Below are 26,778 nucleotides of genomic sequence, written 5' to 3'. Positions count from 1 at the left end.
CGGGGTGGCCGGCGGGGTCCGGGAACGACAAGGCCCGGAGTCCGAGGCTGGACTCCGGGCCTTGTCATGAAGTAGCGGGGACAGGATTTGAACCTGCGACCTCTGGGTTATGAGCCCAGCGAGCTACCGAGCTGCTCCACCCCGCGCTGTTGTGGAACAACCGTACCACGGCGCGGGGCGGACCTTGATCAACTTGCGGGCTTGGCGTTCTGGTCGGCGCCCTTGTCGCCGCCCTTGTCGCTGCTCTTGTCCCCGCTCTTGTCGCCACTCTTCTCGGCGGCCTTGGCCTCGGCCTTGGCGGCCCGGTCCAGGGCGTCCTTCAGGGCGTTCTGCGCCTTGCCGTACTCCGCCCAGTTCTTGTCCTCCAGGGCCTTCTGGCTCGCCGCGAAGGCGTCCTGGGCGTCCTTCAGGGCCTGCTTGACGGTGGGGTCCTGGACGGGGGAGGGCTTCTGGGTACCCTCGGCCGGGGGCTTGGTGCCGGTGTCGGCCGCCTTTCCTCCGAACACCTCGTCGAGAGCCGCCTGCAGGGTGTCCTCGAAGGCCGTGCGCTTGCCGTAGGTGACCAGCACCTTCCTCAGCAGGGGGTAATTCGTCCCCGCGCCCCGCACATACACCGGTTCCACATACAGCAGTCCGCCGTCCAGCGGAACGGTCAGCAGGTTGCCGTATTCGACCTCGGAGTCGCCGCCCATGCGCTTCAGGAGGTTGATCTTCTCGGCGATCTTCGTGTCGCTGTTGAAGTTGCTCTGCACCTGCTGGGGGCCCGACACGGGATTGTCCGACGGCATCTTCAGAATTCTGATCTTGCCGTAGCCGGGGCTCTTCGCATCCGCGTCCACCGCCATGAAGGCACCCAGGTTCTCCCGGGCCTTCGGGGTGAGGGTCGTCGTCAGCGAGAAGGTCTGCGCCGTCTGGTCGGGCATCTTCATGCTCAGGTAATACGGCGGTACCGCATTGCCCTTCTTGGTGGTGGGGTCGTCCGGCACCTCCCAGCGCTCGCTGCCCGTGTAGAACGTCCCGGGGTTGGTGACGTGGTAGCGGGTCAGCAGCTCGCGCTGGACCTTGAAGAGATCCTGCGGGTAGCGAAGGTGATCCATCAGGTCGGAGCTGATCGCGCTCTTCGCCTTCACCGTGCCCGGGAACGCCTTCATCCAGGTCTTGAGCACCGGGTCCTTCTCGTCCCACTGGTACAGCTTGACCGTGCCGTCGTAGGCGTCCACGGTCGCCTTGACGGAATTGCGGATGTAGTTGACCTGATTCTGCTGGGCGACCACCGCGCGCTGGCCGGTCGTCAGCGAGTCGGCGGTGGTGTCACCGAGGGTCGTACGGGAGGCGTACGGATATCCGTTGGTCGTGGTGTAGGCGTCGACGATCCACTGGATACGGCCGCCGACCACGGCCGGATAGGCGTCGCCGTCGATGGTCAGCCACGGGGCGACGGCCTCGACGCGCTCCTTGGGGGTGCGGTTGTACAGAATCCGCGAACCCTCGCCGATGGCACCGGAGTAAAGGATCTGCGGCTCGCCGAAGGCGACGGCGTACGCGGCGCGGTTGACCGGATTGGCCAGGCTCACACCGCTCTTGGCCTGATAGCTGTAGCTCTTCTCGCCCTTGTCGCTGGAGTAGTCCAGCTCCTTCTGCGGGCCGCCCACGATCGAGTACTGCGTGGTCTTCTCGCCGAAGTACACCCGCTGCTCGTACGAGCCGAGGTCACCGGTGGTCGGCAGGCTGTTCTCCGTGAAGTCGGGCTCGCCCTCGCTCGTGACCGAGGTGCCCTTGGCGGTGATCGCGCCGTAGCCGTGGGTGTACTTGAAGTGGTCGTTGATCCAGTTGCGCTCGGGAATTCCCTTGATGTTCAGCTCGCGCAGACCGATGACCGTGTCCTGCTCCTTGCCGTCCTTCTTGTAGCGGTCGACATCGAGCGTGGACGGGAACTGGTAGTAACCCTTGACCTGCTGCTTCTGCTGGAAGGTGGGCGAGACGATGTTCGGGTCCAGGAGCCGGAGGCTGGCCGTGGTGTTCGCGTCCGCGCGCAGCTTCTCCTTGTCCTTGTCCGATACGTCGTTCCGGCCCGGGTAATCCTTGACGTCCGCGTCGTCGATCCCGTACGCCTCGCGCGTCGCCGTGATGTTCTTCTTGATGTACGGCGCTTCCTTGGCCTGCTCGTTCGGCTGGACCTGGAACTTCTGCACGATCGCCGGGTAGAGCCCGCCGATCAGCACGGCCGAGAGCACCATCAGACCGAAGCCGATCACCGGCAGCTGCCAGGTGCGCCGCCACAGCGTGGCGAAGAACAGCACCGCACAGATCAGCGCGATGATGAACAGGATCGTCTTGGCCGGCAGATACGCATTGGCGTCGACGTAACGCAGGCCCGTCCAGCCGTCGGTGGACTTCAGGCCGCTGGACTTCACCGCCAGGCCGTAGCGGTCCAGCCAGTAGGCGATGGCCTTCAGGCCCACGAAGAGGCCGAGCAGCACCGACAGGTGCCCCGTGGCCGCGGCCGTCGCCCGGTGGCCCGGGCTGGTCAGCCGCAGGCCGCCGTAGAGGTAGTGCACGAGCGCCGCGGCGATCAGCGACAGCACCGCGGCCGCGAAGCCGAAGCTCAGCAGGAAGCGGTACCAGGGCAGATCGAAGGTGTAGAACGAGATGTCCTTGTGGAACTGCGGGTCCTTCTGGTGGAAGGAGACGCCGTTGATCCACTGCAGCCAGGTGCGCCACTGCCCGGCGGCCGAGGCGCCCGCGACCAGGCCCACCAGGGCGGTGACCGCGAGGAGCACCCACTTCTTGTACGGCGCGATGCTCATCCGGTAGCGGTCGAGGCTCTGCTGCTCCATCGACATCGCGCTGAGCGGCGGCCGCAGCCGGTGCGCCAGCCAGATGTTGATCCCCACCGCCAGCGCCATCAGCAGGCCGAAGACCGCGAACAACCCGATCTTGGTGCCGAGGGTGGTGGTGAAGACCGAGGAGTAGTTCACCGAGCGGTACCAGAGCCAGTCCGTCCAGAACCCTGCGAACATCACGAAGAGCATGGCCAGTGCGGCCAGCACGCCCAGCGTGGTGAGCAGGGTCCGGATCCGCCGGGACGGTCGGCCGACTCTGATCCGTGGCCCTGTCGGGCCTCCGCCGCGGTCCGGCATCTGGAAAGCCAAGGTGCGCACCTCGAAGTTCGCTGTCAATGAAGCTGTCGATCAGGGCCCAGCGATACTAGGGCCCAAGGTGGCAACTTACCGAGGCTTTACTCAGTTCCCGTTTTCGGTCACTCTCAGGGCACGATATTGCTCATGTCCAGCACTTCCAGCACCCCCGACCCCTCCCTCCCGTCCGGCGCCGGCGGCCCGGGCGGCGACGTCCCCATGGCGGCCAGCCCGCTGACCCGCGCCGTTCTCGAAATCGACCAGTACGCCTCCGGCCTCGGCTGGGATCAGCCCGCGCGGTTGTTCGCCCTGGTCGACACCGCGAAGCTGCGCGCCCAGGAGCCCGGCCTCGCCGACCAGCTCGGCCTCGACGAGAGCGCCCAGGCCGGCTCCCTCACCCCGATCGAGCAGGACGAGGTCCCGGCGGGCACCGCCCTGGACAAGTTCCTGGGCACCATCGCCTGGCCCGACGCCGTCACCGGGTGCGCCCTGACCGTGGAGCGGCTGATGCTGCCGCCGTCCGCCGAGGGCACCGTGCCCAACGGCCTGAACGAGAAGCAGCTCGCCAAGTGGGTCGCCTCCCACCCCGACCGGCAGGAGGTGCGGATGACCGTCGCCGTACTGCGGGACGGCGCGCGCGAGACCGCGGTGCGGCTGCGCGAGAAGGACTCGCCGACCGAGGTCCTCACGGGCCCGGACCTGGTGCCGGGCCTGGCCGAGGCGCTGACGGCGACGTTCGAGGACTGATGCCGCGCCCGCAGCGGGGGCTCAGCCGGCCTTGCAGAGAGGCAGGCCGGCCGAGTCCCCCTTGCGGATCTTCTCCAGGGCGCCGACCGCGTCACCTATGGTGTCGACCTTGACCAGCGTGAGCCCGGACGGCTTGTCCTTCGCGGCGGCCGCGCAGTTGTCCTTCGGCGTGAGGAAGTAGCGGGCGCCCTTGTTGCGCGCGCCCACCGTCTTCATCTCGACGCCGCCGATCGGGCCGACCTTGCCGTCGTCGTCTATGGTCCCCGTGCCGGCGATGAACTTGCCGCCGGTCAGGTCCCCGGGGGTCAGCTTGTCGACTATCCCGAGGGCGAACATCAGCCCGGCGCTCGGCCCGCCGACGTCCGCCAGCTTGATGTTGATCGTGAACGGGAAGGTGTGGTCCGTCCCGGCCTGGATGCCGACCAGGGCCCGCTTGTCGTCGGGGGCCTTGCTCGTGGTGAGGGTCACGTCCTGCTCGACGGCGGGCTGCCGCTTCTCCTTCTCGGCCGCGGCGGCCTCCTTGGCCGGAACGATCCGGAAGGTGACCTTCTCGCCGGGCTGGTGCTTGGTGACCAGTTTGGCGACGTCACCGGGCTGCTTGATCTCCGTACCGTCGACGGACTTGATCACGTCGCCGGCGTGCAGCCGGCCCTCGGCCGGGCTGTTCTTGACGACCGACGCCACCACCGTGCGGGTGCCGACCGGGATGCCCAGCTGCTTGAGCGCCGCCACCTTGGCGCTCTCCTGGGACTGGCTGAACTCCTCCGCCGTCTCCTGGTTGAGCTCGTCGGGCGTCTTGTCGTCCGGGTAGAGCGTGCTGTGCGGGACGACGAGGTTGTCGTGCGCGATCCAGCCGTAGACCGCCTCCACCAGATTCATCCGGTACCGCGAGCCGGTGACGCGGACCGTCGTCATGTTGAGGTTGCCGGTCGTCGGATACGTCTGGTGCCCGGAGATCTGCAGCACCGGCTCCCCGTCATGCTCACCGAGCGTGTTGACCGTCGGACCGGGCGACATCTCCGCGTAGGGCACGGGGATCAGCACGCCCGCGCAGAGGAGCGCGATCAGCATCAAGAGGGAGGCGAGCATCGTCGCGGTGCGGCGGGGCATGGAACGACAGTACGGGACGGGTCCGACAGTCCACCCGCGGGGCGGTCCGTCCGGGGAGGCCACCCGGGGCTCGCAGAAGTGCACCGGCGCCCCGGCGCGAGCCCGGGGGCGCTTCAGGAGACTCCGGTACCGGAATCCTGCGGTTCCATCGCCTCACGGTGTTCCGTCACCTCGCGGCGTTCCATCGCCTCACGCCGCTCCATCGCCTCACGGAACCGGGCATACCCCGCGAGCTCGGAGATGTCCCCGCTCTTGCGGTTACGAGCGGCCCAGGTGCCCCAGAGCAGGGCAACGACGGCCGCGGCAACCGGAATCAGCAACCACACGAGTGCCGCCATACCGACCTCCGACCCCCGGACACCACCACTGAAAAGACCGATGAGCAGATTAGTCTTTCGTACAGTCAACGCTCGCGTCAGGGGGCCGGTTACGCAACCGGAAGTGATCCTTCAGGAGTCCGGATCCCGAGCGGACGGGGCTAAGCGCCCACCCCCCAGCTACCTCCCCCAGCTACCGCTGGGAGGTGCCCCCAGAGGTGCCCCCAGAGGTGCCCCCATCGCTAAGCACCCACCCACTCCTCGGTACCGTCCGAAAAGACCTGGTGCTTCCAGATCGGCACCTCGCGCTTGAGGTCGTCGATCAGCCGCCGGCACGCCTCGAACGCCTCCGCCCGGTGCGGGCACGAGACCGCCACCACGACGGCCAGGTCACCGATCTCCAGGTCGCCCACCCGGTGTACGGCCGCCAGCGCCCGCACCGGGAAGTCCGCCGCGACCTTCTCGGCGACGCGGCGCAGCTCCGCCTCGGCGGTGGGGTGCGCGGAGTAGCCGAGCCCGCTGACGCCGGCGCCGCCGTCGTGGTCACGCACGGTGCCCACGAAGAGCGCCGTGCCCCCCGCGGCGTGGTCGCCGACCGCCGTGAAGACCTCGTCCACGGACAGGGGGGTGTCGCGGACCGCCAGGAGACGGACCGGATCCGTCGCGGCGAGCTCGCCGGGGTGATCGTACGTACGGGCCATGTCCCCCATCGTGCCGTACGGAGGACGTGGGCGAGGACCGGCCTTTCAAACAGCCGTACGAGACGGCCTGTGGACGGTCCTCCAGGGCCCGGGGCCCCGGCGCGGGCCCTAGAGCCGGCGGCGCGCCTTGCGGGCGCGACGGACGAGCGCGGCGGTGCCCAGCAGTGCGACGGTCGCCCCCGCGGCGCCCGCGGCGGTGGCGTCCTTGCGGCCCAGGCGGCGGCCCGCGACCGTGTGCCGGCCGGAGACCTCCTCCAGCAGCTCGGCGAGCACCTCTTCGTTCGTCCAGCGCGGCCGCCAGCCGGCCTCGTGCAGCCTGCTCCCGCTGACCACCCACGGGTGCATCGTGTACTCGAGATCGCCCGCGGGCGACGGCGTCAGGCCGAGGCGGTGCAGCCGGGAGGCCGCCCCGAGGGCGACCGCCGAGGGCAGCTCCATGCGGCGGATGCCGGAGAGCTCCTCGACCTCCTCCTGCTCCAGCCAGCCGTCGCAGCCCACCGCGAGCTCGCCCTCGGCCTTCTCCAGGGCGGCGAACTCCAGGGCGCTGACCAGGTCCTCCACGTGGCAGAACTGCCAGGTCGGCCGGGATCCGGCGACGACCAGGAGACGGGGCGACTCGAAGTAGCGGGTCAGGGCGGTGTCGGTGCCGCCGACGAGGACGGCGGGCCGCAGCACCGTGACGTTCAGGCCGGGGTGGGCGCGCGGCGCCCGGCGGGCGAGCCGCTCGATCTCCAGCAGGTCGCCGACGCCGGTGGCCTCGGCGGTGGCGCGCAGCTCGGCGTCCTCGGCGAGCGGCACGTCGTTGTCGGGCAGGGCCCCGTAGACCATCGCGGAGGTGCACAGCACCACGCGGTGCACCCCGGCGGCCGCGGCGGCCGTCAGGACGGTCTGGGTGCCGCGCACGTTGTAGGCGGTGCGGGCGGCGGGGTCGGTCTCCAGGTCGAGGTCGAGTGCGAGGTGCACGACGACGTCGGCCCCGCGCAGCTTCTCGGCGATCGCCGGGTCGCGGACGTCGAGCACGTGCCACTGCGCCTCGGTCACGTCGCCACGGCGCTCGTCGATGGCCACGACCTGCTTGATGTGCTCGGACACGGCGAGCCGCTGCGTGAGCAGGGCGCCGACGCCGCGGGCGGCACCGGTGACCGCCACGACGGGCCGTCGGCCGCCGTGCGGGCTCGTACTGTCTCGCGCGGAACCGTTTCGCGCTGCGCGAACTTCTGGGTCGGGGGAACTCACCGGGCGTCTCCAGCGGTTGTCTTCAGTACGTACGAGAGATGACGCGTACGGACCAGGTGACGTCCATCCTGCCGCAGGCCCCGGGTCGGCGAAGCACCAAGCCCGGATACCGGTGAGGTGTCTAGGCTGGTGGTGATGTCGGGCATTCGCCGCCGGTCCTGTGCCGGCGGCCCTACGAGCCGAGGAAACCCGTGAGTGACACCCCATTCGGATTCAATCTTCCGCCGGAGGAGCCTGAGAACGGCGGCGACGGCAAGAAGAAGGGCGAGGGCCAGGGCGGCCAGGGGCCTGCGAATCCGTTCGGGTTCGGCGGGCCCGGCGGCGGGGACAACCCCTTCGCCGCGATGTTCGGCGGCGGCATGAACCCCGGCGATCTCGGGGCGGCCTTCCAGCAGCTCGGGCAGATGCTCTCCTACGAGGGCGGCCCGGTGAACTGGGACATGGCCAAGGACATCGCGCGCCAGACCGTCGCGCAGGGCACCGCCGACGGCACCAAGGACGCCAGCGTCACGGCCGGCGAGCGGGCCGCGGTCGAGGAGGCCGTGCGCCTGGCCGACCTGTGGCTGGACGGCGCGACGTCGCTGCCGTCGGGCTCGGGCTCGGCGGTGGCCTGGAGCCGCGCCGAGTGGGTCGAGGCGACCCTTCCGGTGTGGAAGGAGCTCGTGGATCCCGTCGCCGAGCGCGTGGGCGCGGCCATGGGCGACGTCCTGCCCGAGGAGATGCAGGCCATGGCGGGCCCGCTGCTCGGCATGATGCGCTCCATGGGCGGCGCCATGTTCGGCACCCAGATCGGCCAGGCCGTGGGCGTGCTGGCGGGCGAGGTGGTCGGCTCCACCGACGTCGGCCTGCCGCTGGGCCCCGCGGGCAAGGCCGCGCTGCTCCCGCTGAACGTCGCGGCGCTGGGCGAGGGCCTCGGCGTCCCGCAGGACGAGGTCAGGCTCTACCTGGCCCTGCGCGAGGCCGCCCACCAGCGCCTCTTCGCGCACGTGCCGTGGCTGCGCTCGCACCTCTTCGGTGCCGTCGAGGGCTACGCGCGTGGCATCAAGGTCGACACCTCCAAGCTGGAGGACGTGGTCGGCCAGCTCGACCCCACCCACCCCGAGCAGCTGCAGGACGCCCTCCAGCAGGGCATGTTCCAGCCGGAGGACTCCCCGGAGCAGAAGGCGGCCCTGGCCCGCCTGGAGACCGCCCTGGCGCTCGTCGAGGGCTGGGTGGACGCCGTCGTGCACGCGGCCGCCGCCCCGCACCTGCCGTCGGCCGGTGCCCTGCGCGAGACGCTGCGCAGGCGGCGTGCCTCCGGCGGCCCGGCCGAGCAGACCTTCGCCACGCTGATCGGCCTGGAGCTGCGCCCGCGCCGCCTGCGGGACGCCTCCCGGCTGTGGGCCTCCCTGGCGGACGCGCGCGGCCCGGAGGGCCGTGACGCCCTCTGGGAGCACCCGGACATGCTGCCCACGGCGGCCGACCTGGACGACCCCGACGGTTTCGTCCACCGCGAGCACCTGGACTTCTCCGAGATCGACAAGATGCTCGGCGAGGCCGCGAAGGGCTCCGAGAAGAAGCCGGACGAATCCGGCGAGGGTGACGGCGAGAAGTGAGCCTGCACGAGGATGCGGTCCGCGTACTGAAGGAGTATGCGGACCAGGAGGAGCTGCGCGGGCTCTATCTGGACCACCTGGCGTCCCACCCGGACGGCATGTGGAAGCCCTGTGAGGCCGGTCACGTCACGGCGAGCGCCCTGGTGATCGATCCGTCGCGCGGGCAGGTGCTGCTCACGCTCCACCGCAAGCTGCGGATGTGGCTGCAGATGGGCGGCCACTGCGAGCCCGGTGACACGACGGTCGAGGCGGCGGCCCTGCGGGAGGCCACGGAGGAGTCCGGGATCGCCGGCCTGACGCTGCTGCCGGGCGGCCCCGTCCGGCTCGACCGGCACCCGATCCCGTCGCCCTGCAACTGGCACCTGGACGTCCAGTACGCGGCCCTGGTGCCCGCGGGTGCGGCGGAGGCCATCAGCGACGAGTCGCTGGACCTGCGCTGGTTCCCGTACGCCGAGGTGGGCGAGGTCGCCGACGACTCGGTCGTGCAGCTCGTGAACAGGACGCTGGAGCGGCTGTAAGAGCCTGATGTGTAAGGGGCGGTCACCCATGGTGACCGCCCCTTACCTGTGCCCCTGCGGCGTACCCGTCGGGCTCAGTTGGACCAGATGTTGCCCTGGTTCTGCCCGTGCGCGCCCTGCTGGCCGAGGCCGTACTGGGCCATGAGCCCCTGGCCGATCTCGGCGCCCTGGGGCGGCAGCAGCTCGCTGGGCTGGACGAGGGCGTAGCCGTTGCCGGCGAAGTTCAGCTCCCAGCCCTCCCCCGTGTTGCCGCGGCGCCGCCATACGCCGGAGGACGACGTCTGGGCCTGCATCTGCACGCGCAGGGACGTCGACCAGGCGATCACGGCGTCCGCGTCGGCGCTGACGTACCGGTCGGGGGTGACCTGCAGCATGAGGGGCTGCCCGGAGGTCATCAGGGCGACCTTGCCCTGACCGCTGATGTTGAGCTGGTACGCGCCGGTGCCGGAGATCCCGTACTGGCTGTCGACGGCGATGGTCTCCCAGTGCAGCGTGGAGTCCAGGGCGAGGACGTAGGCGCCGTCCACGGTCAGGCCGTCGCGGTCGACGTCGACGATGTGGACGTGCTGGGCCAGGTTGGCGAAGTAGACGGTGCCCTGGCCCGAGCAGCGCATCAGATCCAGACCCTCGCCCGTGTGGGCGCGGGAGTGCTGCTGGCCGCGGGTCTGGTATTCGCCGTCGAACTCGATCAGGCCCTGATAAGAGACCATCGAGCCCTTGCGGGCGAGGATGTCGTCGTGGCCGGTGAGGGAGACGCGCAGCATCTGCGGGTTCTGCAGGGCGTAGCGGTCCTGCGTCTGGGCCTCGGTGTAGCCGAAAAGCGGGCTCTGCATGGTGTCCTCGTTCCCCCTCAGCCCCGGGCCCGGAGCCGGTCGGTGCTGTCCTCGCTGGGCTGTACCACCACGAAGCCCTCTCCGGAGAAGCCCAGTTGGTAGGCCTCGCCGCTGCCCCGGCCGATCAGGGAGGAGGCCTTGAAGCTGCGCTTGCCCTTCATCCTGAGGTTGCTGGACCAGGCGACGAGCGCGTCGGGGTCGACGTAGGTCTCGTCGTCGCCGCGGCCGCAGTCCACGACGATCGGGGTGCCACGGGAGGTGAGAGCGACCCAGCCGGTGCCGCTGATGCCGACGTTGAACAGGCCCTGTCCGGCGAACTTGGCCATGCCCTTGACGCGCTCGACGCCCCACTGGAGGTGGGCGTCGAAGGCGAGGACGTTGGTGCCGTTGACGGAAAGGGAGTCGCCGTTGAGCTGGAGGCAGACGACGTCGGCGCCGTAGTCGGCGAGGTAGAGCAGGCCGTCGCCGTGGCAGCGCATGAGGGGCATGCCCTCGCCGGTGAGCCACTGGGAGGCCATCTGGCGGACCGCGGGCGGGTTCGGGTCGTACTGGACGAAGCCCTCGTAGGCGACCATCGAGCCGGTGCGGGCGAAGAGGTCCTGGCCGGTCTGCATGGCGACCTTCAGCATGCTGCTGCCGTGGTTCTCCATGCGGGCGGTGACGGGGGTGGGGGCGTAGCCCTGGATCGGTGTCTGGTTCATGGTCTTCGCGGGTCCCTCAGACCTCGTAGGGCTGGACGACGACGAAATTGCCGGGAGCGCCCCGGAATTGGAGGTTCACGGCTTCTCCGCTGTGGCCCGGGAAGGAGCTGCGGCGCAGCCGCACCTGGCTGGAGATGATCACCTGGGCGCCTGCGGACCAGGCGACGATCGCGTTGCTGTCCACGTAGGTCGAGGGGGTGACCGGCAGAACGACGGGCGTGCCGTGGGTCTTGACGACGACGGTGCCGTGGCCCTGGAACTGCATGGTGAACAGGGCGCCGCCGGGAATGCCGTGGCCCTCGATCCGGCGGACCTCGTGCTGCAGCGACTCGTCGAAGGCGAGCACCGACTCGGAGGAGACGCAGATGGCGTCGCCCTGGAGCTCGATGGGGTGCACGTGGGCGGCGTTCTCCGCGAGGAAGACCTGGCCGCGGCCGGTGCAGCGCATCAGCTGCAGCTCCTGGCCGGTGGCGTTGCCCACGATGCGGCCGGCGAAGCCGGCGCCCTTGTAGCCGAACTCGACCTTGCCCTGGTAGAGCACCATGCTGCCCTGGCGGGCGAGCACGGGCTGGCCGTCGACGCCGAGGTCGACGCGGACGAGCTTGGGGTTCTGCAGGGTCCAGCGCTGCCCGGTGGGCACCTCGCGGTACTTCTGCAGCGCCGCCTGGACGCCTGCCGCGCCTGCCGCGCCGGCGGGCTGGCCGTACGGCTGCTGGCCGGGCTGGCCCGGGAAGGGCTGGCCGTGCTGGGGCGCGGGGTACGGCTGGCCGGGGTAGGGCGCGTTCTGCTGGGGCGGCTGACCGTACGGCTGCTGTCCCGGCTGACCGTAAGGCTGCTGGGCGGGCTGACCGTAAGGGGCGGGCTGCTGCTGGCCGTACGGGCCCGGCTGGCCGGGGACGCCGGGCGGGCCGGGCGGCGGCGGGGTGGACTGGCCGCCGGAGGAGGCTCCCGGGTCGTTGAAGAAGCCCGGAGGGGCGATCGGCGCGGCCAGGGTCGCCGCGGCGTGCATCTGCGCGGCGGGCGGCGCGGGCGGCGGGGTGCTGCCGGGCGGCGGCGGGAAGCCCTGGTGGGGCGGCGGGGCCTGGTGAGCTGCCGGGGCCGGAGCGGGGGCCTGGGGCGGTACGGGCGCGGGGGGCTGCGCCCCGGGCGCGGCGAAGGCCGGGGGCGGGCCCGCCTGCTGCGGAGGGGCGAAGGCGGGTGCTGCGGCGGGTGCGGGTGACGGTGCGGCCGGGGCCTGCGCCTGGGGCTCCTCTTCGAGCACCTCACCGCCGAAGTGCTGGAGCAGTGCCTCCAGTCCGCCGTCGAAGCCCTGCCCGACGGCGGCGAAGCGCCAGACGTCCTTCAGGTAGATGTCGCCGAGCATCACCGCGCGTTCGGTGCTGAATTCGGTCCCGGTGAAGGAGTAGCGCGCGACTTCCTGGCCGCCGGCGACGATACGGAGATAGCCGGGTGCGATCTGCGACACCTGGCCCGCGCCGTCGAGGGTGGCCGTGAAAGAGAGCCGCTGGACGTGCGCGGGGATCTGGTCGAGGGTGACGCGGAAGGATTCCGTGTCCCCGGCCTGCGTCCCGAGCTGCTGAATGGCGCCCTCGGGCGACTTGGGCTGGTTGAAGAAGACGAAATACCGGTCGTCCGAGAGCCGCTCCGCGGCGTCGAGGCCGAAACAGCTGATGTCGAAGGTCAGGCCGGGACCCGCGATCTGCACTCCCACGTACAGATCGGTCCCCGCCGTCAGGTCACTGATCTTGGCCTTGTGGCCGCGCTGGAATTCCCTGGCCATGCGTAACGACCGTCCCCCATCCGAACGTGCGATGAAAACGTGTGATGAATGCGTTGCGTCAGGCTAACGGCTGAGGGCTGGATCATCCGACTCAGGACCGGCCGCGTCCCCTTAAGGGACGCGGCGGCGCCGGGTCCGGTTCATTCGCCGCGCGCTGCGGGGAGATGCGGCAACCTGTCGGCGGCCACCACACCTTCGAGGTAGCCGCGGGCGCGTTCGGTACGCGGGTAGGCGTCGAGGAGGCGCCAGAAGCCGGGGCCGTGGCCGGGGACGAGCAGGTGCGCCAGCTCGTGCAGGAGGACGTAGTCGAGGACGTATTCGGGCATGCCCTGCAGCCGGTGCGAGAGGCGGATGCTGCCTTCGGTGGGGGTGCACGAGCCCCAGCGGGTGTTCTGGTTGGTGACCCACCGGACGGTCGCGGGGCGGGCCCGGCCTCCGAGGTACTGCGCGGACAGGCGCGCGGCGCGCTCGGCGAGCTCGCTGTCGCCGAGCATCCGCTTGCTCTCCTGCGCGGCGAGCTTGTCGAGCATCACCGTCACCCAGCGCTGCTCCTCGGCCTCCGTCATGCGGGCGGGGATGAGGACCACGGTGCGGTCCCCCTCCCGGTACGCGGAGACCGTCCTGCGGCGGCGCGCGCTCCGTCGGATCTCCACCGCTCCGGGCTCGGCACCGCCGGTGAGCGGGCTGGGAACGCTGCGCGGCGGTCGTGCGGCACTGTGCAGAGGGTCGACGGGCACGGCCCCGACGTTACCGGCTGGCGGCGCGTGAAGTCCCGCCCATCACTCCTTGTCGGGGGCAAAGACCCCACGGGGACCGGGTTTGTACGACCATCACACCGTGCTTGTGGACAACTTCTCACGGTGACCGCGCGAACGGTCCATGCTGAAGGCCCGATCGAGGGGGATCGTGCCGACCGAGGGGGAAACCGTGCAGAGGACCACCGTGAGGACGAGCGTGAGGACGAGCGTGAGGACGAGCGTGAGGGCCGCCGAGGAGAGCGCCGGTCCGGGGGCGGCCGCGCATCCCGTTCTCAAGCCCGCGCTGCGGCGCAGCTGGCGCAATCGCGACACCGTCCAGTTCGGGGTGGCCCCGGCCCACGCCGTGACGGTGGGGCCGGTGGACACGGCCACGGGCAGCTTCCTGACCCTGCTCGACGGCACGCGCGGCATGCCGCTGCTGCGCGAGGAGGCGAGAGCCGTGGGGCTGCCCGAAGGACGGGCGGACGCCTTGGTGGAGCGGCTGTCCGCGGCCGGGCTGCTCGATGATGCGCGCGGCGGCGGGGAGGGCGCGGCCGCCCTGCGGGAGACGGGGCCGGCGCTGGACCGGCTGCGGCCCGATCTGGCCTCGCTGTCCGTGCTGCACCCGGGGCCGGGTGAGGCGATGCGGCTGATGGCGGCGCGTCAGGCCATGCGGGTGCAGGTGCGGGGAGCAGGGCGGGTGGGCGCGGCCGTCGCGGCGCTGCTGTCGGCATCGGGGGTGGGCCAGGTCGATGTGATGGACGGCGGCTGCGTGGAGCCGTGGGATGCGGCGCCCGGCGGGCTGGAGGTCTCACGGGCCGGGGAGCGGCGGGAGGCCGCCGCGCGGCGGGCCGTGCGGGCGGCGGCGCCGGGGGTGCGGCGCAGGCCCCGGCGAGGCGGCGAGCCGGAGCCGCCGCTGGGGCTGGTGGTCTTCGCCCCGCGGGACGGGCTCGCGGCCTATGCGCCCGATCCCAAGGCCGCGCAGGAGCTCGTCGCCTCGGGCACCCCGCATCTGTACGCAGGGGTCCTGGAAGCCACCGGGCTGGTGGGGCCGTTGGTGCTCCCCGGCGGGACGGCGTGCGCGGGCTGCATCGAGCTGGGGCGGGCCGGCCGTGACCCCGCCTGGCCCCGGATGCTCGCCCAGTGGAGGTCGGGCCGCGGCTCGGGGGTACCGTCGTGCGACATGGCACTGGCCACGGTTGTGGCGGGGCTGACCGTGGCGCGGGCACTGGCCTTCCTCGACGGTGGGTCCCCGGCGAGCGCGGGGGTGCGGCTGGAGCTGGCTCTGCCCGGTCCGGCCTGGTCCCCGCGGCCCGTCGAGCCGCATCCGCGGTGCCCCTGCGGCGCGGCGCGTTCCCCGGATCCCGGGTATGCCGCGGCCACGGGGTCACCGCACGGGACAATGAGCAGGTAACCGCCGTCCGCGGCGTGGCTGTTCAGCTAGTTGGAGGGGCGAATGTCTGATCTACCCCGCAAGGCGGTCACGCGAACCGCCAAGTTGGCCGCGCTGCCACTGGGGTTCGCGGGGCGCACCGCCCTCGGGCTCGGCAAGCGCATCGGGGGGAGGCCGGCGGAGCTGATCGCGACGGAGTTGCAGCAGCGCACCGCCGAGCAGCTCTTCGCAACACTCGGGCAGCTCAAGGGGGGTGCGATGAAGCTGGGTCAGGCGCTGTCGGTCTTCGAGTCGGCGCTTCCCGAGCAGATCGCCGGGCCCTACCGGGCCGCCCTGACCAAGCTTCAGGAAGCCGCCCCTCCCATGCCGGTGAAGACGGTGCACGCGGCCCTGGCGGAGCGGCTCGGTGAGGACTGGCGGGATCTGTTCGAGGAGTTCGACGACCGCCCGGCGGCGGCCGCCTCGATCGGGCAGGTGCACCGGGCGGTGTGGCACGACGGCCGGCGGGTCGCGGTCAAGGTGCAGTACCCGGGAGCGGGTGAGGCGCTGTTGTCGGACCTCACCCAGCTGGGGCGGTTCGCGAGACTCCTGGGCCCGCTGGTGCCGGGCATGGACATCAAGCCGCTGATCTCCGAGCTGCGCGACCGGGTCTCCGAGGAGCTGGACTACGAGCTGGAGGCGCGGGCCCAGAGCGCGCATGCGCAGGAGTTCGCGGGCGATCCCGATGTGATCGTCCCGGCTGTTGTGCACCAGAGCGATCAAGTGCTGGTCACCGAGTGGCTGGAAGGGCTGCCGCTGTCCGAGGTCATAGCGGACGGCACCCAGGAGCAGCGGGACCGCGCCGGGCAGCTGCTCGCGCGTTTCCTCTTCTCCGGCGCGGCGCGCACGGGGCTGCTGCACGCCGACCCCCATCCGGGCAATTTCCGGCTACTCACCGGGGACGACCCCGACGGCCCGCCGGAGAAGTGGCGGCTGGGCGTGCTGGACTTCGGCACGGTCGACCGGCTGCCGCAGGGCCTCCCGCCGGAGATCGGCACCGCGCTGCGGCTGACGCTGGACGGCCGGGCCGAGGAGGTCCACGAGCTGCTGCAGGACGAGGGGTTCGTCAAGCCGGAGATCGAGCTGGATCCGGGAGCCGTGCTCGACTATCTGCTGCCGATCATCGAGCCGGCGCAGGCGGCGGAGTTCACCTTCACCCGCGGCTGGATGCGCACCCAGGCGACGCGGATCGCCGACCCCCGCTCCCCCGCGTACCAGCTGGCACGCCAGCTCAACCTCCCGCCGGCGTATCTGCTGATACACCGCGTGACGATGAGCACCATCGGGGTGCTGTGCCAGCTGGGCGCGACGGTGCGGCTGCGCGAGGAGATGGAGGCGTGGGTGCCCGGGTTCGCTCCGGCAGGCGGCAGCACGGCGGAGGAGAGCCGGGAGACGCCTGCCTGACGGGCCGGGCCCCCGGCCTCACCACCAGGAGGAGTCGAGCCGGCCCTCGATCGATCTGAGGTTGGCCCGGGCGCAGTCGTCGCAGAAGTAGCGGCGTCTGCCGTTCTCGAAGGAGCAGGTCCAGGTCGGCGGCGCGCCGTCGGCCGGGGTGCCACAGCGAGCGCAGGTAATGGTCTCGGTGGCCTCAGGGTTCAACTGCACTGATTCATGCGTCTTCCGGTCCACTCCCAGACGATATCCCCGCGAAGGGGCCGGGAGGGCACAACGCACCCGACGCCCCGCGGGGCCGGATCCGTTCGGATCCGGCCCCGCGGGTGTGGTGGTACGAGGGTGGGGCGGGTCAGTGCATGACCGCCATGGCCAGGGCCCGGCGGGCGCGCATCGAAGCGCGCTCGGCGCGGCGCTGCATGCGCCGGGCGGCGGCCAGCCGAGTGGCCCTGCGTTCGGACTCGGCCTCCCTCAGTCGCTCGTGCATATGGGCACGGGCCAGGGCTTCTGGGATGAGTTGCATTTCGAGGTTCCTGTTCTGGCGCGAGGCGGTCGCGCTGGAGGTGTAACGGGTGGGGACTTCGGGGCCGAAGGGCTCGGCGGAGGGGCGGTGCATCGTCGGATCCTGCTTCTTGGGGTCGTGCGTGGTGGGGCGGTCGATGGTGCCGAAGATGTTCATGCGGCGACCGGGTTCTTGCGCGGACGGCCACGGGGGCGCTTGCGGGCCACCACGACGCCCTGCACGAAGAGCTCGCCTCCCCAGACGCCCCACGGCTCGCGGCGGTCCATGGCACCGGCGAGGCAGGCCTCACGCAGCGGGCAGGTCCGGCAGAGCGACTTGGCGTACTCCACGTCCGCGGGCGACTCGGCGAAGAAGACCTCCGGGTCGTAGCTGCGGCAGGGGACGGGGGTGCCCAGGTTCTCGATCGCGTCGTCGAGGTCGGTCAGGGCGGTGAGGGGGGTCAAGGTGTCCTCCGTGGGGACGGGCGGGGGGATCAGGTCGGTCGCTACTGACGGGGTGTGCGCCTTGAGTTGCACGGTGTCTTTTTCCTCGTCTGTCTTCCGGCTCGTGGCCGGGCTGGTTCCCCTCGCCGGGCGAGGGGGCAAACAAAAGGGCCGCGGATCCCGGTGTGGGTTCCGCGGCCCTGGAAGGTGCCGACCTGATCATGCCGATCAGGCTGGATCTCTCCAGGGTTCGAGCCCACGGAAGGCCCACATCGTGTGGTGCTGCTGCTTCGTGCTGACGGATCCGGCGCCGCTGGTCGTCGCCGCAAGGGCATAGGCCTGGGCCTGTGCCGCTGCTGCTGCCTTTACCGCGGACGCCTTGGTCGGTCGCTCATTGATCAGGAAGGTTTCGTTGATCAGGACGGAGCCGTTGACCAGGCCGAAACCGGCGCCGGACAGACCGGTGCCCCGGAGCGAGTCGATGGAGAAGCCGAGCGGACGGGCGGCGATGACCGGGCGATCGGTCATTTTGTTGCTGGTCTTGAAGCTGATCATTGGTCTCGCCTCCTCTCGGCGTCTTCGGGGACCTGTCGGAACAGGTCCGGGCTTTTAAGTTCGGTACAGCCGGTTCAGTACAGCACGGATCCTCCGGCTCCCGGAAGAGCCGGTGTCTCCGTGTTCGGAAGGCTATGGGTATGCCGTCCGCGTGCGCAAACTATTTTTCGCGAGTTTCTTCGGACGCGTCGTGGGACGCATCTTCCGAGGTCGGACAGGTGCCTGCACACAGAGCGAGGACATCGGCACCGAACGAGCCGAGCTTGCGTCCTCCCACCCCTGAGATGCGCGAAAGCTCCGCTTCGGTTCCCGGGACGGCTTCCGCGATCGCCATCAGCGTCTTGTCGGTGAAGACGCAGTAGGCGGGCTGGCCGAGCCGGGCGGCCTCCTCGGCGCGCCAGTCGCGCAGCCGCTCGTAGAGCGCCTCGTCGAGCTCGGAAGGGCAGTCCTCGCAGCGCATGAGCTTGATCTCGCCCGCATCGGTCAGGGTGCGGCCGCAGACGCGGCAGCGGGCGGAGCCCCGCTTCCGGCGGCGGGCGGGCCCCCGCTCGACGCCCCCCGTGCCGCCGGGGGAGCCGGGGCCGGGCCGGACGGCCGCGGAGCCCGGCCGCAGGCCGTTCAGGAAGCGGGTGGGGCGGCGGGAGGGGCGGCCGCCCGGCGTCCGGGAGAGGGCCCAGGACAGGGAGAGGTGGCGGCGGGCGCGCGTGACGCCGACGTAGAGGAGCCGGCGCTCCTCCTCGATCTGCTCGTCCGTCTTGGCGTATGTGATCGGCATCATGCCCTCCGCGAGGCCGACGAGGAACACGGCGTCCCATTCGAGGCCCTTGGCGGCGTGAAGTGAGGCGAGAGTCACACCCTCGACGGTGGGGGCGTGCTGGGCGCTCGCCCGCTCGTCGAGCTCGGCCACGAGATCGGCGAGGGTGGCGTCCGCTCTGGCCCGCACGAAGTCCTCCGCGAGGCGCACGAGGGCCGCGAGGGACTCCCAGCGGTCCCGCACCGCGCCCGAGCCTGCGGGCGGCTCGGCCGTCCAGCCGCGGGTGCCCAGGACGGCCCGCACCTGGGACGGGACGTCGTCGGCGCCGGCGAGCTGGGTGTCGGCGCCGCCGGCGCGGGCGGCGCCGCGCAGCAGCAGCCCGGCCTCGCGCACCTCGGGCCGCTCGAAGAACCGCTCGGCGCCGCGCAGCTGATAGGGCACCCCGGCATCGGCGAGGGCCTGCTCGTAGACCTCGGACTGGGCGTTGATGCGGTAGAGGATCGCGATCTCGCTCGCGGGCACGCCGGAGTCGATGAGGTCGCGGACGCGGCGGGCGGTGCCCTCGGCCTCCGCGGGCTCGTCCGCATACTCGCCGTAGACGGGCTCGGGGCCGGCCTCGCGCTGGGAGACGAGCTCCAGGCGGTGCTCGGCGGCGCGGCCGCGGGCCTGGGAGAGCAGGCCGTTGGCCAGGTGGACGACCTGGGGGGTGGAGCGGTAGTCCCGGACGAGCTTGACGACGGTGGCGTGCGGGTGGCGGGTGCGGAAGTTCAGCAGGTGGTCGGGGGTGGCGCCGGTGAAGGAGTAGATGGTCTGGCTGGCATCGCCGACCACGCACAGGCTGTCCCGGTCGCCCAGCCACAGCTCCAGAAGGCGCTGCTGGAGGGGGCTGACGTCCTGGTACTCGTCGACGACGAAGTGCTGGTACTGGCGGCGGACGGTCTCGGCGATGTCGTGCCGGTCCTGCAGGACGCCGACGGTCAGCAGCAGGACGTCCTCGAAGTCGATCACGCCGCGGTCGCGCTTGAGCTGCTCGTAGGCCGCGTAGACCCGGGCGGTCTCGGCGGGGTCGCGGGGCATCTCGCGGCGGGCCTTGGCGGCCGCGGCCGGATAGTCCTCGGGGACGGTCTGGGTGACCTTGGCCCATTCGATCTCGCCGGTCACATCGCGCAGCTCGGTGCGGTCGAGGCGGATGCGGCAGCGGGCCGCGGCCTCGGCGACGATCTGGACCTTCCGCTCGGCCAGGCGCGGCAGCTCCCCGCCGACGGCCTTGGGCCAGAAATACTGCAGCTGGCGCAGGGCGGCCGAGTGGAACGTGCGCGCCTGGACGCCGCCGGCGCCGAGCTGGCGGAGCCGGCCGCGCATCTCGCCCGCGGCACGGTTGGTGAATGTGACGGCAAGCACACTGGAGGGCTGGAGCACCCCGGAGCGGACGCCGTAGGCGATGCGGTGGGTGATCGCGCGGGTCTTGCCCGTGCCGGCGCCGGCCAGCACGCACACCGGGCCCCCGAGGGCCGTCGCCACCTCGCGCTGCTCGGGGTCGAGCCCGTCGAGCACCGCATCCGGGGTGTCCGGAACCGGCGGGAAGAGGGTGGAGTGCGTTGCTGCTGTCACCCCGCCATGCTGCCAGGTCCGCAGGGGCGACCGGGAATGCCGTCCACAAGGGTGACGCGGCAGTCGTACGAATACGGGAATGGCTGTGGACGGGTGCACGTTCTCACACCGGAACAACACCCGGATCGGTACCCACGGCACGACCGGGAACGGACCGGAACACCACCACGAGAGAAGGGGCACGAGGTCGAATGTCGGGCACCGTGACGATGTACAGCACCACCTGGTGCGGCTACTGCCGCCGGCTGAAGAGCCAGCTGGACCGCGAGGGAATCGCCTACAACGAGATCAACATCGAGCTCGACGCCGAGTCGGCGGCCTTCGTGGAAAAGGCGAACGACGGCAACCAGACGGTCCCGACGGTCCTGGTGAACCCGCTCAGCGGCGCCGCGCCGGTGACCATGACCAACCCGTCCCTGGCCCAGGTGAAGCAGGCCCTCGCCTCCTGACCCCGGCGGGCGGGAAGCGCGGGAAGCGCACGATGAACGGCCCCGGTCCTCGGACCGGGGCCTTCGCCGTGCTCGTCAGGGCTGGCTCTGCGGCAGCGGCTCGCCGTACCAGAGCTCCAGCAGGCGGGCCGCGATGGAGATGCCGGTCGGGGGCAGGACCTCCCCGGACGCGAAGGCGGCCCGCAGCTCCTTGCGCGAGAACCAGCGCGCCTCGTGGATCTCCTCGCCGTCCACCTGGATGTCGCAGGACGTGGCCCGCGCCATGAAGCCCAGCATCAGGCTGGACGGGAACGGCCACGGCTGGCTCGCGACGTACTCCACGTCCCCGACGACGACGCCCGCCTCCTCGGCGACCTCGCGCCGCACCGCCTGCTCCAGCGACTCCCCCGGCTCGACGAAGCCCGCGAGCGTGGAGAAGCGGCCCTCGGGCCAGTGCACCTGGCGGCCGAGCAGCGCGCGGTCGTCCGCGTCGGTGACCAGCATGATCACGGCCGGGTCGGTGCGCGGGTAGTGCTCGGCGCCGCACGCCGGGCAGCGGCGGATGTGGCCCGCGGCCGCGACGACCGTGCGCTCGCCGCAGCGCGAGCAGAAGCGGTGCAGCCGCTGCCAGTTCTCCAGGGCCACCGCGTGCACCATCAGGCCGGCGTCGCGCGGCGAGAGCAGCAGGCCGGCCTCGCGCAGCCCGGCGGGGCGCGCGGACTGGTCGATCCGGCCCGGCAGGGCGTCCTTCTGCAGCGCGAAGTAGGCGATGCCGTCCGCGTCCTGGCCGAGGAAGTAGCGGTGCGTCTCGGTGACGGGCGCCTCGAAGGCGGGCGTCATCACGAGCTCGGTGCGGCCGTCGGGGGTGTCGTCGATCAGCACCTGACCGCCGGAGACCACGAAGACTCTGGTGGAGGGGTGGCTCCAGGCCGCGGCGAGCCACGCCTCGTCCAGGCGGTGGTGGGCGGCGCGGTCGATGCCGCTCTCGGCGGTGAGGGTGATCGGCCGGGCGGCCGAGAGATCGGTCCAGGTGGTCACTGCTGCTTCCAACTCCCCCTACGAGTCCCTGCGAATGATCGTCTGTGGTGCGCGGGCTAGCCGGCGAGCCCTCCCCCGGGCGCCGTCCCGGACGTGCCCGCGGCCGCGAGGTCGGACCACAGGTGGGCGGCGGTCTCGACGCCCTTCATCAGGAGGTCCAGCTCGACCTTCTCGTTCGGCGCGTGCCAGCCGTCCGAGGGCACCGAGATGCCGAGGAAGAGCACGGGGACGCCGAGCACGTCCTGCAGGTCCGCGGCGGGGCCGGAGCCGCCCTCGCGGGTGAAGCGGACCTTCTTGCCGAAGGCGCGCTCCATGGCCCGTACGACCGACTGGAGGTACGGGTGGTCCAGCGGGGTCAGGCAGGGGCGGGTGGCGCCCCAGAAGGTGATCTCGTGGCGGATGCCGTCCGGGAGGGTGTCGGCCACCCAGCGGCGCACGGCCTGCCGGACCTGGTCGGTGTCCTGGCCCGCCACGAGCCGGAAGGACAGCTTCAGCTGGGCGGTGGAGGGGACGATGGTCTTCCCGCCGGGGCCCTGGTAGCCGCCGCCCAGGCCGTTGACCTCGGCGGTGGGGCGGGCCCAGATGCGCTCCAGGGTGCTGTATCCGGCCTCGCCCAGGGAGGCGTGCGAGTGGGCGGCGCGCAGCCACTGCTTCTCGTCGAAGGGCAGCTCGGCGAAGAGCTCGCGCTCACGGTCGGTGAGCTCGACGACGCCGTCGTAGAAGCCGGGGATCGCCACGCGGAGGTTCTCGTCGTGCAGCGCGGCGGCGAGCCGGGCGGCCTCCATGGCGGGGTTGGGCACCGCACCGCCGAAGGAGCCGGAGTGGATGTCCTGGTCCGGGCCGTAGAGGTCGATCTGGCAGTCGGCGAGGCCGCGCATGCCCGTGCAGACGGTCGGGGTGTCCTCGGACCACATGCCGGTGTCGGAGACGATGACCGCGTCGCAGGCGAGGCGGTCGGCGCGGGCCCGGACGAGATCGGCGAAGTGCTCCGAACCGGACTCCTCCTCGCCCTCGATGAGCAGCTTGAGGTTGACCGCGGGCGCCGTGCGGCCGGTGGCCGCCAGGTGGGCGCGGACGCCGAGGGTGTGGAAGAAGACCTGGCCCTTGTCGTCGGCCGCGCCGCGGGCGTACAGCCGACCGTCCTTGACGACGGGTTCGAAGGGCTCGGTGTGCCAGCCGTCCTCGCGGGCGGCGGGCTGGACGTCGTGGTGCCCGTAGACCAGGACGGTGGGGGCTCCCTCGTCGCCCGAGGGCCACTCGGCGAACACCGCCGGGGCGCCGTCGGTCTCCCAGACCTCGGCGGTCGGGAAGCCGGTCTCCGTGAGCTTCGCGGCCAGCCAGTCCGCGCTGCGGCGCACGTCCCCGGAACGGCCGGGATCGGCCGACACGGAGGGGATGCGGAGCCACTCGACGAGATCGTCGAGGAACGCGGCGCGGTGGCCTTCGATAAACGCGCGGACGGCGCTGTCCGGAGTCTCGCTCATGCCGTCGAGCCTATCCGGACACACGGCGTGACCATGACCGGCCCGGCGTACCGCGGGACACACCTGCCGGCATATCCCCTGCTCACGGCCGCTCCCCCAGCAGGAGCCGCTCCAGCCCGGCGCGGCCGGGGAGGCCGTCCGGGCGGACGGTCTCGCCGTCGCGCACGTAGACGAAGGCGGCCGTGACGCAGGACAGCGGGATCCCGTGCTGCTCGGCCCAGGCGACGCGGTAGATCGCGAGCTGCAGGGGGTCGGCGTCGTGGGTGCGGCTGGTCTTCCAGTCGACGATCTCGTACGTGTCGCCGTCCGGGCCGCGGTCGCGGTAGACCGCGTCGATGCGGCCGCGGACGACCCGGCCCGCGAGGGTGAGCTGGACGGGCACCTCGATCCTGTGAGGCACGCGGCGGGCGTACGGGGTGCGCTCGAAGGCCTCCTTGAGCTCGGCCAGATCCTGCTCGTCGGCGATCTCCGGACCGAAGCCGTCGTCCGCGCCGCCGGGCAGCTCGTCGGGGCCGAGCAGGGGCAGGGGCAGCGGCTCGAAGCGGGACTCGATCCAGGCGTGGAAGCGGGTGCCCCGGCGGGCCGCGGGTTGCGGGGGACGCGGCATGGGCCGGGCGAGCTCGCGCGCGAACCCGTCGGGGTCGGCGGCGAGCCTGACCAGCTGCCAGGCGCTGAGCGAGGCGGGCAGGGGCACGTCGCGCTCACGCGCGCGTGCCCGGCGGAGCTCGCCGGCGAGGGCGTCGAGATCGCGGTCCCAGGAGGCCGCGAGGCGGGCCTCTTCCGGCACGAGCGCGGCGGCGGGGGCGTGGTCGCCCCGGGCCTCGGGGCTCGGTTCCTGCCGGGGGCGGGGCAGGAAAGAGGTGGGGGCAGGTCCGGCACCGCCGGGCTCCTCGGTGGGGGCCACGCGCCGCTGCGGCGGATGGGAATCCCCCGGTTCCGCCCCTTCACCGATTCCCGGGGCTTCGCCCCGGCCCCCAAGAGCCGGGCGGTCCGTCGGCAGGGCGTCCCAGGCGTCGGGGTCGGCCGGGAACCCGTCCTCGTACGGGACGGGCTCCGGTGCGTACGCGTCGTAGTCCTCGTCGTCCGGCGGCGGTGTCGGCCACTCCGGGTCGTCGGCGGGGCCGGGGTCCTCGGCGGACGCTCGGGCGCCGTCGTGGGGCGCCGGCGCCTCGGTATCCGCGGGCACGCTCTCCAAGCGCTCCAGGTGCGCGAGCACCGCGTCCGCCGCGGCGCGGCGGCGGGCGAGGGAGTCCGGGTCCAGGGGCAGCGGCCAGGAGCGGTCGGTCTCGCTCTCCTGGAGCGCGGGGTTCTCGGCGTCCTCTTCCGGAGGGGCGGCCCAGGCCTCGATCTCGCCGTGGCCGGCCTCGCAGTGCGCGCGGAGGGCTTCGAGGAAGGCGGACGGACCGCGGGGCTTCTTCTGGCTGGGGCCCCACCAGTGGCCGGAGCCGAGGAGCAGGGAGCGGGGGCGGGTGAAGGTGACGTAGCCGAGGCGGAGTTCCTCGATGCGCTGGTGCTCCTTCATGGCGGCCTTGAAGGCGGCCATGCCCTTGCCGTCCCAGGCGGCGATGTCGGGCAGGGTGTCGGCGTCTCCGCGCAGGGCGTGCGGGAGGACCTTGGCCTGGGCGGTCCAGGAGTCGCGGGCCTGCTCGCTGGGGAAGGTGCGCTCGACGAGGCCGGGGACGGCGACGACGTCCCACTCCAGGCCCTTGGACTTGTGCGCGGTGAGGACCTTGACGGTGTCCTCCCCGCCGGGGAGGGAGCTGTCGAGGCCCTTCTCGTACTGCGCGGCGGTGCGCAGGAAGCCGAGGAAGGCGAGCACGGTGGTCTCGCCGTCGAGGGCGGCGAAACCCGCGGCGATGTCCATGAAGTGCGAGAGGGTCTCGCGGCGGCGGGCGGCCAGGGCGTGCGGCGAGGCGGACAGCTCGACCTCCAGGCCGGTGACGGCCAGGACGCGGTGGAGGACGTCCATGAGGGGGTCGGCCAGGGAGCGGCGCAGGTCGCGCAGTTCGGCGGCGAGGCGGGCGAAGCGGACGCGGGCCTCGGCCGAGAAGGGCAGTCCGTCCTGAGGGGTGCCGGGGGCGTCGGCGGCGAGGAAGGTGTCGAGCGCGTCGGCGAGGGAGACCGTCTCGGCGGGGTCGGTGCCCTCGACGGCTTCGGCGAGGCGGCGCTCGAGGTCTTCGCCCGCGCTGCCGTAGGGCACGAGCGTGCGGGCGCGGCGGCCGAGGAGTGCGAGGTCGCGGGGGCCGATGCGCCAGCGGGGGCCGACCAGCAGCCGGACCAGGGAGGCGTTGGCCGCGGGGTCCTGGAGGACCTCGCAGACGGCGACGAGGTCGGCGATCTCGGGCAGGTGCAGCAGCCCGGACAGGCCGACGACCTCGACGGGGAGGTCCCGCCGGACGAGCGCGCCCTGGATCTGGGCGAAGTCGGCGGCGGTGCGGCACAGGACGGCGATGTCGCCGGGGCGGGTGCCGGTGCGCACGAGGTGGGAGAGGGAGTCGGCGAGCCACTCCAGCTCCTCGGCGTGGGTGGACAGCAGGGCGCAGCGCACCACGCCGTCCCGCTCGGCGCCGGGGGCGGGGCGCAGGGCCTCGACGCCCTCGTGGCGCTCGCGCAGCTCGGCGGCGAGGTCGTTGGCGAGGTCGAGGAGGCGGCCGCCGCTGCGGCGGTTCTCGCTGAGCGCGAAGCGCCGGGCGGGGCTGCCGTCGGCGAAGGGGAAGTGCTGCGGGAAGTCGTCCAGGTTGGCTACGGAGGCGCCGCGCCAGCCGTAGATGGCCTGGCAGGGGTCGCCGACGGCGGTGACGGCGTGGCCGGTGCCGCCGCCGAAGAGGCCGGAGAGCAGGAGGCGCTGGGCGACGGAGGTGTCCTGGTACTCGTCGAGGAGGACGACCGCGAACTGCTCGCGCAGGATCCGGCCGACTTCGGGGCGGCTGCGGGCGAGCTCGGCGGAGAGGGCGATCTGATCGCCGAAGTCGAGGAGATCGCGCTTGCGCTTCTCCTCGCGATAGCCGCCGACGAGCTCCAGGAGCTCCAGCCGGGCGCGGGCGGTCTCGGGAACCTTGCGCAGGTCGGCGTTGGTGAGCCGGGCGCCTTCCAGGGCGGCCAGCAGCTCGCGGTCGTGGGCGCGCAGGCGCTCGGCCGGCACGAGGTGCTCGGCGAGCTCGCCGTCGAGCGCCAGGAGGTCGGCGACGAGGTCGCCGAAGGAGCGGGTGAGCGCCGGGAAGGGGCCCGGGGAGCCGCGCAGGACGCGGGCGGCGAGCTGGAAGCGGGTGGCGTCGGCGAGGAGGCGGGCGCCGGGCTCCAGGCCGATGCGCAGGCCGTGCTCCTTCAGGAGCCGGCCGGCGAAGGCGTGGTACGTGGAGATCTGCGGCTCGCCGGAGGCCTGGTCGGGATCGGCGGCCACGGGGCCGGGGTCGGGGTCGGTGACGCCGGCCGCGACGAGCGCCTTGCGGACGCGCTCGGACAGCTCGCCGGCGGCCTTGTTGGTGAAGGTGAGGCCGAGGACCTGCTCGGGGGCCACCTGCCCGGTGCCGACCAGCCAGACCACGCGCGCCGCCATCACCGTGGTCTTGCCGGACCCGGCGCCGGCCACGATGACCTGCGGGGCGGGCGGCGCGGTGATGCAGGCCGTCTGCTCCGGGGTGAACGGGATGCCGAGGAGCTCCTTGAGCTGCTCGGGGTCGGTCAGGCGCGGGGTCACGGCACACCACGCTAACGGCCCCCACTGACA

General features: G+C 72.1%; 23 protein-coding genes and 1 tRNA gene. 6 read left to right on the top strand and 18 right to left on the bottom strand.

What is annotated here, in order from left to right:
* Window positions 1–72: 72 nt before the first annotated feature.
* Together IE241_RS19925 and IE241_RS19920 are read right to left on the bottom strand one after the other, a co-directional pair.
* A tRNA-Met gene (locus IE241_RS19925) sits at window positions 73–146 on the bottom strand.
* Window positions 147–188: 42 nt separating this feature from the next.
* Complete coding sequence (locus IE241_RS19920; protein ID WP_229899549.1) at window positions 189–3,161, bottom strand: UPF0182 family membrane protein; 2,973 nt, start codon at window positions 3,159–3,161, stop codon at window positions 189–191.
* Window positions 3,162–3,284: 123 nt separating this feature from the next.
* On the opposite strand from IE241_RS19920, the gene IE241_RS19915 reads away from it, so the two are divergent.
* Window positions 3,285–3,884, top strand: a complete 600-nt coding sequence (locus tag IE241_RS19915) for a PPA1309 family protein (protein ID WP_229899522.1) — start codon at window positions 3,285–3,287, stop codon at window positions 3,882–3,884.
* 21 nt (window positions 3,885–3,905) lie between these two features.
* Here the strand turns inward: IE241_RS19915 and IE241_RS19910 are convergent, their stop codons facing one another.
* The 4 genes from IE241_RS19910 to IE241_RS19895 all read right to left on the bottom strand — a co-directional run bounded on the left by IE241_RS19910 (window position 3,906) and on the right by IE241_RS19895 (window position 7,248).
* The gene (locus IE241_RS19910) at window positions 3,906–4,994 is read right to left on the bottom strand and encodes a YlbL family protein (RefSeq protein ID WP_190023136.1); all 1,089 of its coding nucleotides are present in this window, start codon (window positions 4,992–4,994) and stop codon (window positions 3,906–3,908) included.
* A gap of 113 nt (window positions 4,995–5,107) precedes the next feature.
* Entirely contained in the window at window positions 5,108–5,332 is a 225-nt protein-coding gene (locus IE241_RS19905) for a hypothetical protein (protein ID WP_190023235.1), read from the bottom strand.
* A 221-nt stretch (window positions 5,333–5,553) separates the two neighbouring features.
* Window positions 5,554–6,021 carry a molybdenum cofactor biosynthesis protein MoaE gene (locus tag IE241_RS19900; protein WP_190023135.1) on the bottom strand — a complete coding sequence of 156 codons (468 nt, stop codon included), beginning with the start codon at window positions 6,019–6,021 and terminating at the stop codon, window positions 5,554–5,556.
* 99 nt (window positions 6,022–6,120) lie between these two features.
* Window positions 6,121–7,248, bottom strand: a complete 1,128-nt coding sequence (locus IE241_RS19895; RefSeq protein WP_030366222.1) for an SDR family oxidoreductase — start codon at window positions 7,246–7,248, stop codon at window positions 6,121–6,123.
* A 191-nt stretch (window positions 7,249–7,439) separates the two neighbouring features.
* Between IE241_RS19895 and IE241_RS19890 the strand changes: the two genes are divergently transcribed.
* Together IE241_RS19890 and IE241_RS19885 are read left to right on the top strand one after the other, a co-directional pair.
* Window positions 7,440–8,843 carry a zinc-dependent metalloprotease gene (locus IE241_RS19890; RefSeq protein ID WP_190023134.1) on the top strand — a complete coding sequence of 468 codons (1,404 nt, stop codon included), beginning with the start codon at window positions 7,440–7,442 and terminating at the stop codon, window positions 8,841–8,843.
* The gene (locus IE241_RS19885; protein ID WP_190023133.1) at window positions 8,840–9,361 is read left to right on the top strand and encodes an NUDIX hydrolase; all 522 of its coding nucleotides are present in this window, start codon (window positions 8,840–8,842) and stop codon (window positions 9,359–9,361) included. The genes IE241_RS19890 and IE241_RS19885 overlap by 4 nt, the downstream gene beginning before the upstream one ends.
* 74 nt (window positions 9,362–9,435) lie before the next feature.
* Here IE241_RS19885 and IE241_RS19880 read toward each other — a convergent pair whose 3' ends face one another.
* The 4 genes from IE241_RS19880 to IE241_RS19865 form a co-directional block, all read right to left on the bottom strand.
* Window positions 9,436–10,194, bottom strand: a complete 759-nt coding sequence (locus IE241_RS19880; protein WP_190023132.1) for an AIM24 family protein — start codon at window positions 10,192–10,194, stop codon at window positions 9,436–9,438.
* A gap of 17 nt (window positions 10,195–10,211) precedes the next feature.
* Entirely contained in the window at window positions 10,212–10,895 is a 684-nt protein-coding gene (locus tag IE241_RS19875) for an AIM24 family protein (RefSeq protein WP_190023131.1), read from the bottom strand.
* A 16-nt stretch (window positions 10,896–10,911) separates the two neighbouring features.
* Window positions 10,912–12,675, bottom strand: coding sequence for a TerD family protein (locus IE241_RS19870; RefSeq protein WP_190023130.1), 1,764 nt, complete (start codon window positions 12,673–12,675; stop codon window positions 10,912–10,914).
* Window positions 12,676–12,815: 140 nt separating this feature from the next.
* On the bottom strand, window positions 12,816–13,412 hold the full coding sequence (locus tag IE241_RS19865) for a M48 metallopeptidase family protein (RefSeq protein ID WP_190023129.1): 597 nt from the start codon (window positions 13,410–13,412) through the stop codon (window positions 12,816–12,818).
* Between the two features lie 229 nt (window positions 13,413–13,641).
* Between IE241_RS19865 and IE241_RS19860 the strand changes: the two genes are divergently transcribed.
* Window positions 13,642–14,826: a ThiF family adenylyltransferase gene (locus IE241_RS19860; protein WP_229899520.1), complete on the top strand. Its 1,185-nt coding sequence runs from the start codon at window positions 13,642–13,644 to the stop codon at window positions 14,824–14,826.
* Between the two features lie 42 nt (window positions 14,827–14,868).
* Entirely contained in the window at window positions 14,869–16,248 is a 1,380-nt protein-coding gene (locus IE241_RS19855) for an ABC1 kinase family protein (RefSeq protein WP_190023127.1), read from the top strand.
* Between the two features lie 18 nt (window positions 16,249–16,266).
* Here IE241_RS19855 and IE241_RS19850 read toward each other — a convergent pair whose 3' ends face one another.
* The 5 genes from IE241_RS19850 to IE241_RS19830 form a co-directional block, all read right to left on the bottom strand.
* Complete coding sequence (locus IE241_RS19850; RefSeq protein WP_190023234.1) at window positions 16,267–16,449, bottom strand: hypothetical protein; 183 nt, start codon at window positions 16,447–16,449, stop codon at window positions 16,267–16,269.
* A gap of 139 nt (window positions 16,450–16,588) precedes the next feature.
* Window positions 16,589–16,915 (bottom strand): putative WhiB-interacting protein, encoded by a 327-nt coding sequence (locus tag IE241_RS19845; protein WP_190023126.1) that lies wholly within the window; start codon window positions 16,913–16,915, stop codon window positions 16,589–16,591.
* Window positions 16,912–17,274 (bottom strand): WhiB family transcriptional regulator, encoded by a 363-nt coding sequence (locus IE241_RS19840; RefSeq protein ID WP_030366211.1) that lies wholly within the window; start codon window positions 17,272–17,274, stop codon window positions 16,912–16,914. Before IE241_RS19840 ends, IE241_RS19845 begins: the two co-directional genes overlap by 4 nt.
* A 135-nt stretch (window positions 17,275–17,409) precedes the next feature.
* Window positions 17,410–17,736, bottom strand: a complete 327-nt coding sequence (locus tag IE241_RS19835) for a hypothetical protein (RefSeq protein WP_190023125.1) — start codon at window positions 17,734–17,736, stop codon at window positions 17,410–17,412.
* 160 nt (window positions 17,737–17,896) lie between these two features.
* Window positions 17,897–20,101: an ATP-dependent DNA helicase UvrD2 gene (locus IE241_RS19830; protein ID WP_190023124.1), complete on the bottom strand. Its 2,205-nt coding sequence runs from the start codon at window positions 20,099–20,101 to the stop codon at window positions 17,897–17,899.
* A 191-nt stretch (window positions 20,102–20,292) separates the two neighbouring features.
* Between IE241_RS19830 and IE241_RS19825 the strand changes: the two genes are divergently transcribed.
* Window positions 20,293–20,550, top strand: coding sequence for a mycoredoxin (locus IE241_RS19825; protein ID WP_179082537.1), 258 nt, complete (start codon window positions 20,293–20,295; stop codon window positions 20,548–20,550).
* Window positions 20,551–20,625: 75 nt separating this feature from the next.
* Here the strand turns inward: IE241_RS19825 and nudC are convergent, their stop codons facing one another.
* The 3 genes from nudC to IE241_RS19810 all read right to left on the bottom strand — a co-directional run bounded on the left by nudC (window position 20,626) and on the right by IE241_RS19810 (window position 26,748).
* Window positions 20,626–21,567 carry an NAD(+) diphosphatase gene (gene nudC, locus IE241_RS19820; protein WP_190023123.1) on the bottom strand — a complete coding sequence of 314 codons (942 nt, stop codon included), beginning with the start codon at window positions 21,565–21,567 and terminating at the stop codon, window positions 20,626–20,628.
* Between the two features lie 56 nt (window positions 21,568–21,623).
* Window positions 21,624–23,051, bottom strand: a complete 1,428-nt coding sequence (locus IE241_RS19815) for a dipeptidase (protein WP_190023122.1) — start codon at window positions 23,049–23,051, stop codon at window positions 21,624–21,626.
* Window positions 23,052–23,133: 82 nt separating this feature from the next.
* A complete protein-coding gene (locus IE241_RS19810) occupies window positions 23,134–26,748 on the bottom strand; it encodes an ATP-dependent helicase (RefSeq protein WP_190023121.1) in 3,615 nt (1,204 codons plus the stop codon).
* Between the last annotated feature and the right edge of the window lie 30 nt (window positions 26,749–26,778).

The organism is Streptomyces hiroshimensis, assembly GCF_014650335.1.
Classification (GTDB): domain Bacteria; phylum Actinomycetota; class Actinomycetes; order Streptomycetales; family Streptomycetaceae; genus Streptomyces; species Streptomyces hiroshimensis.
The sequence above is the reverse complement of the archived record's forward strand: the minus strand, read 5'-3'. Positions and strand labels throughout refer to the sequence as shown.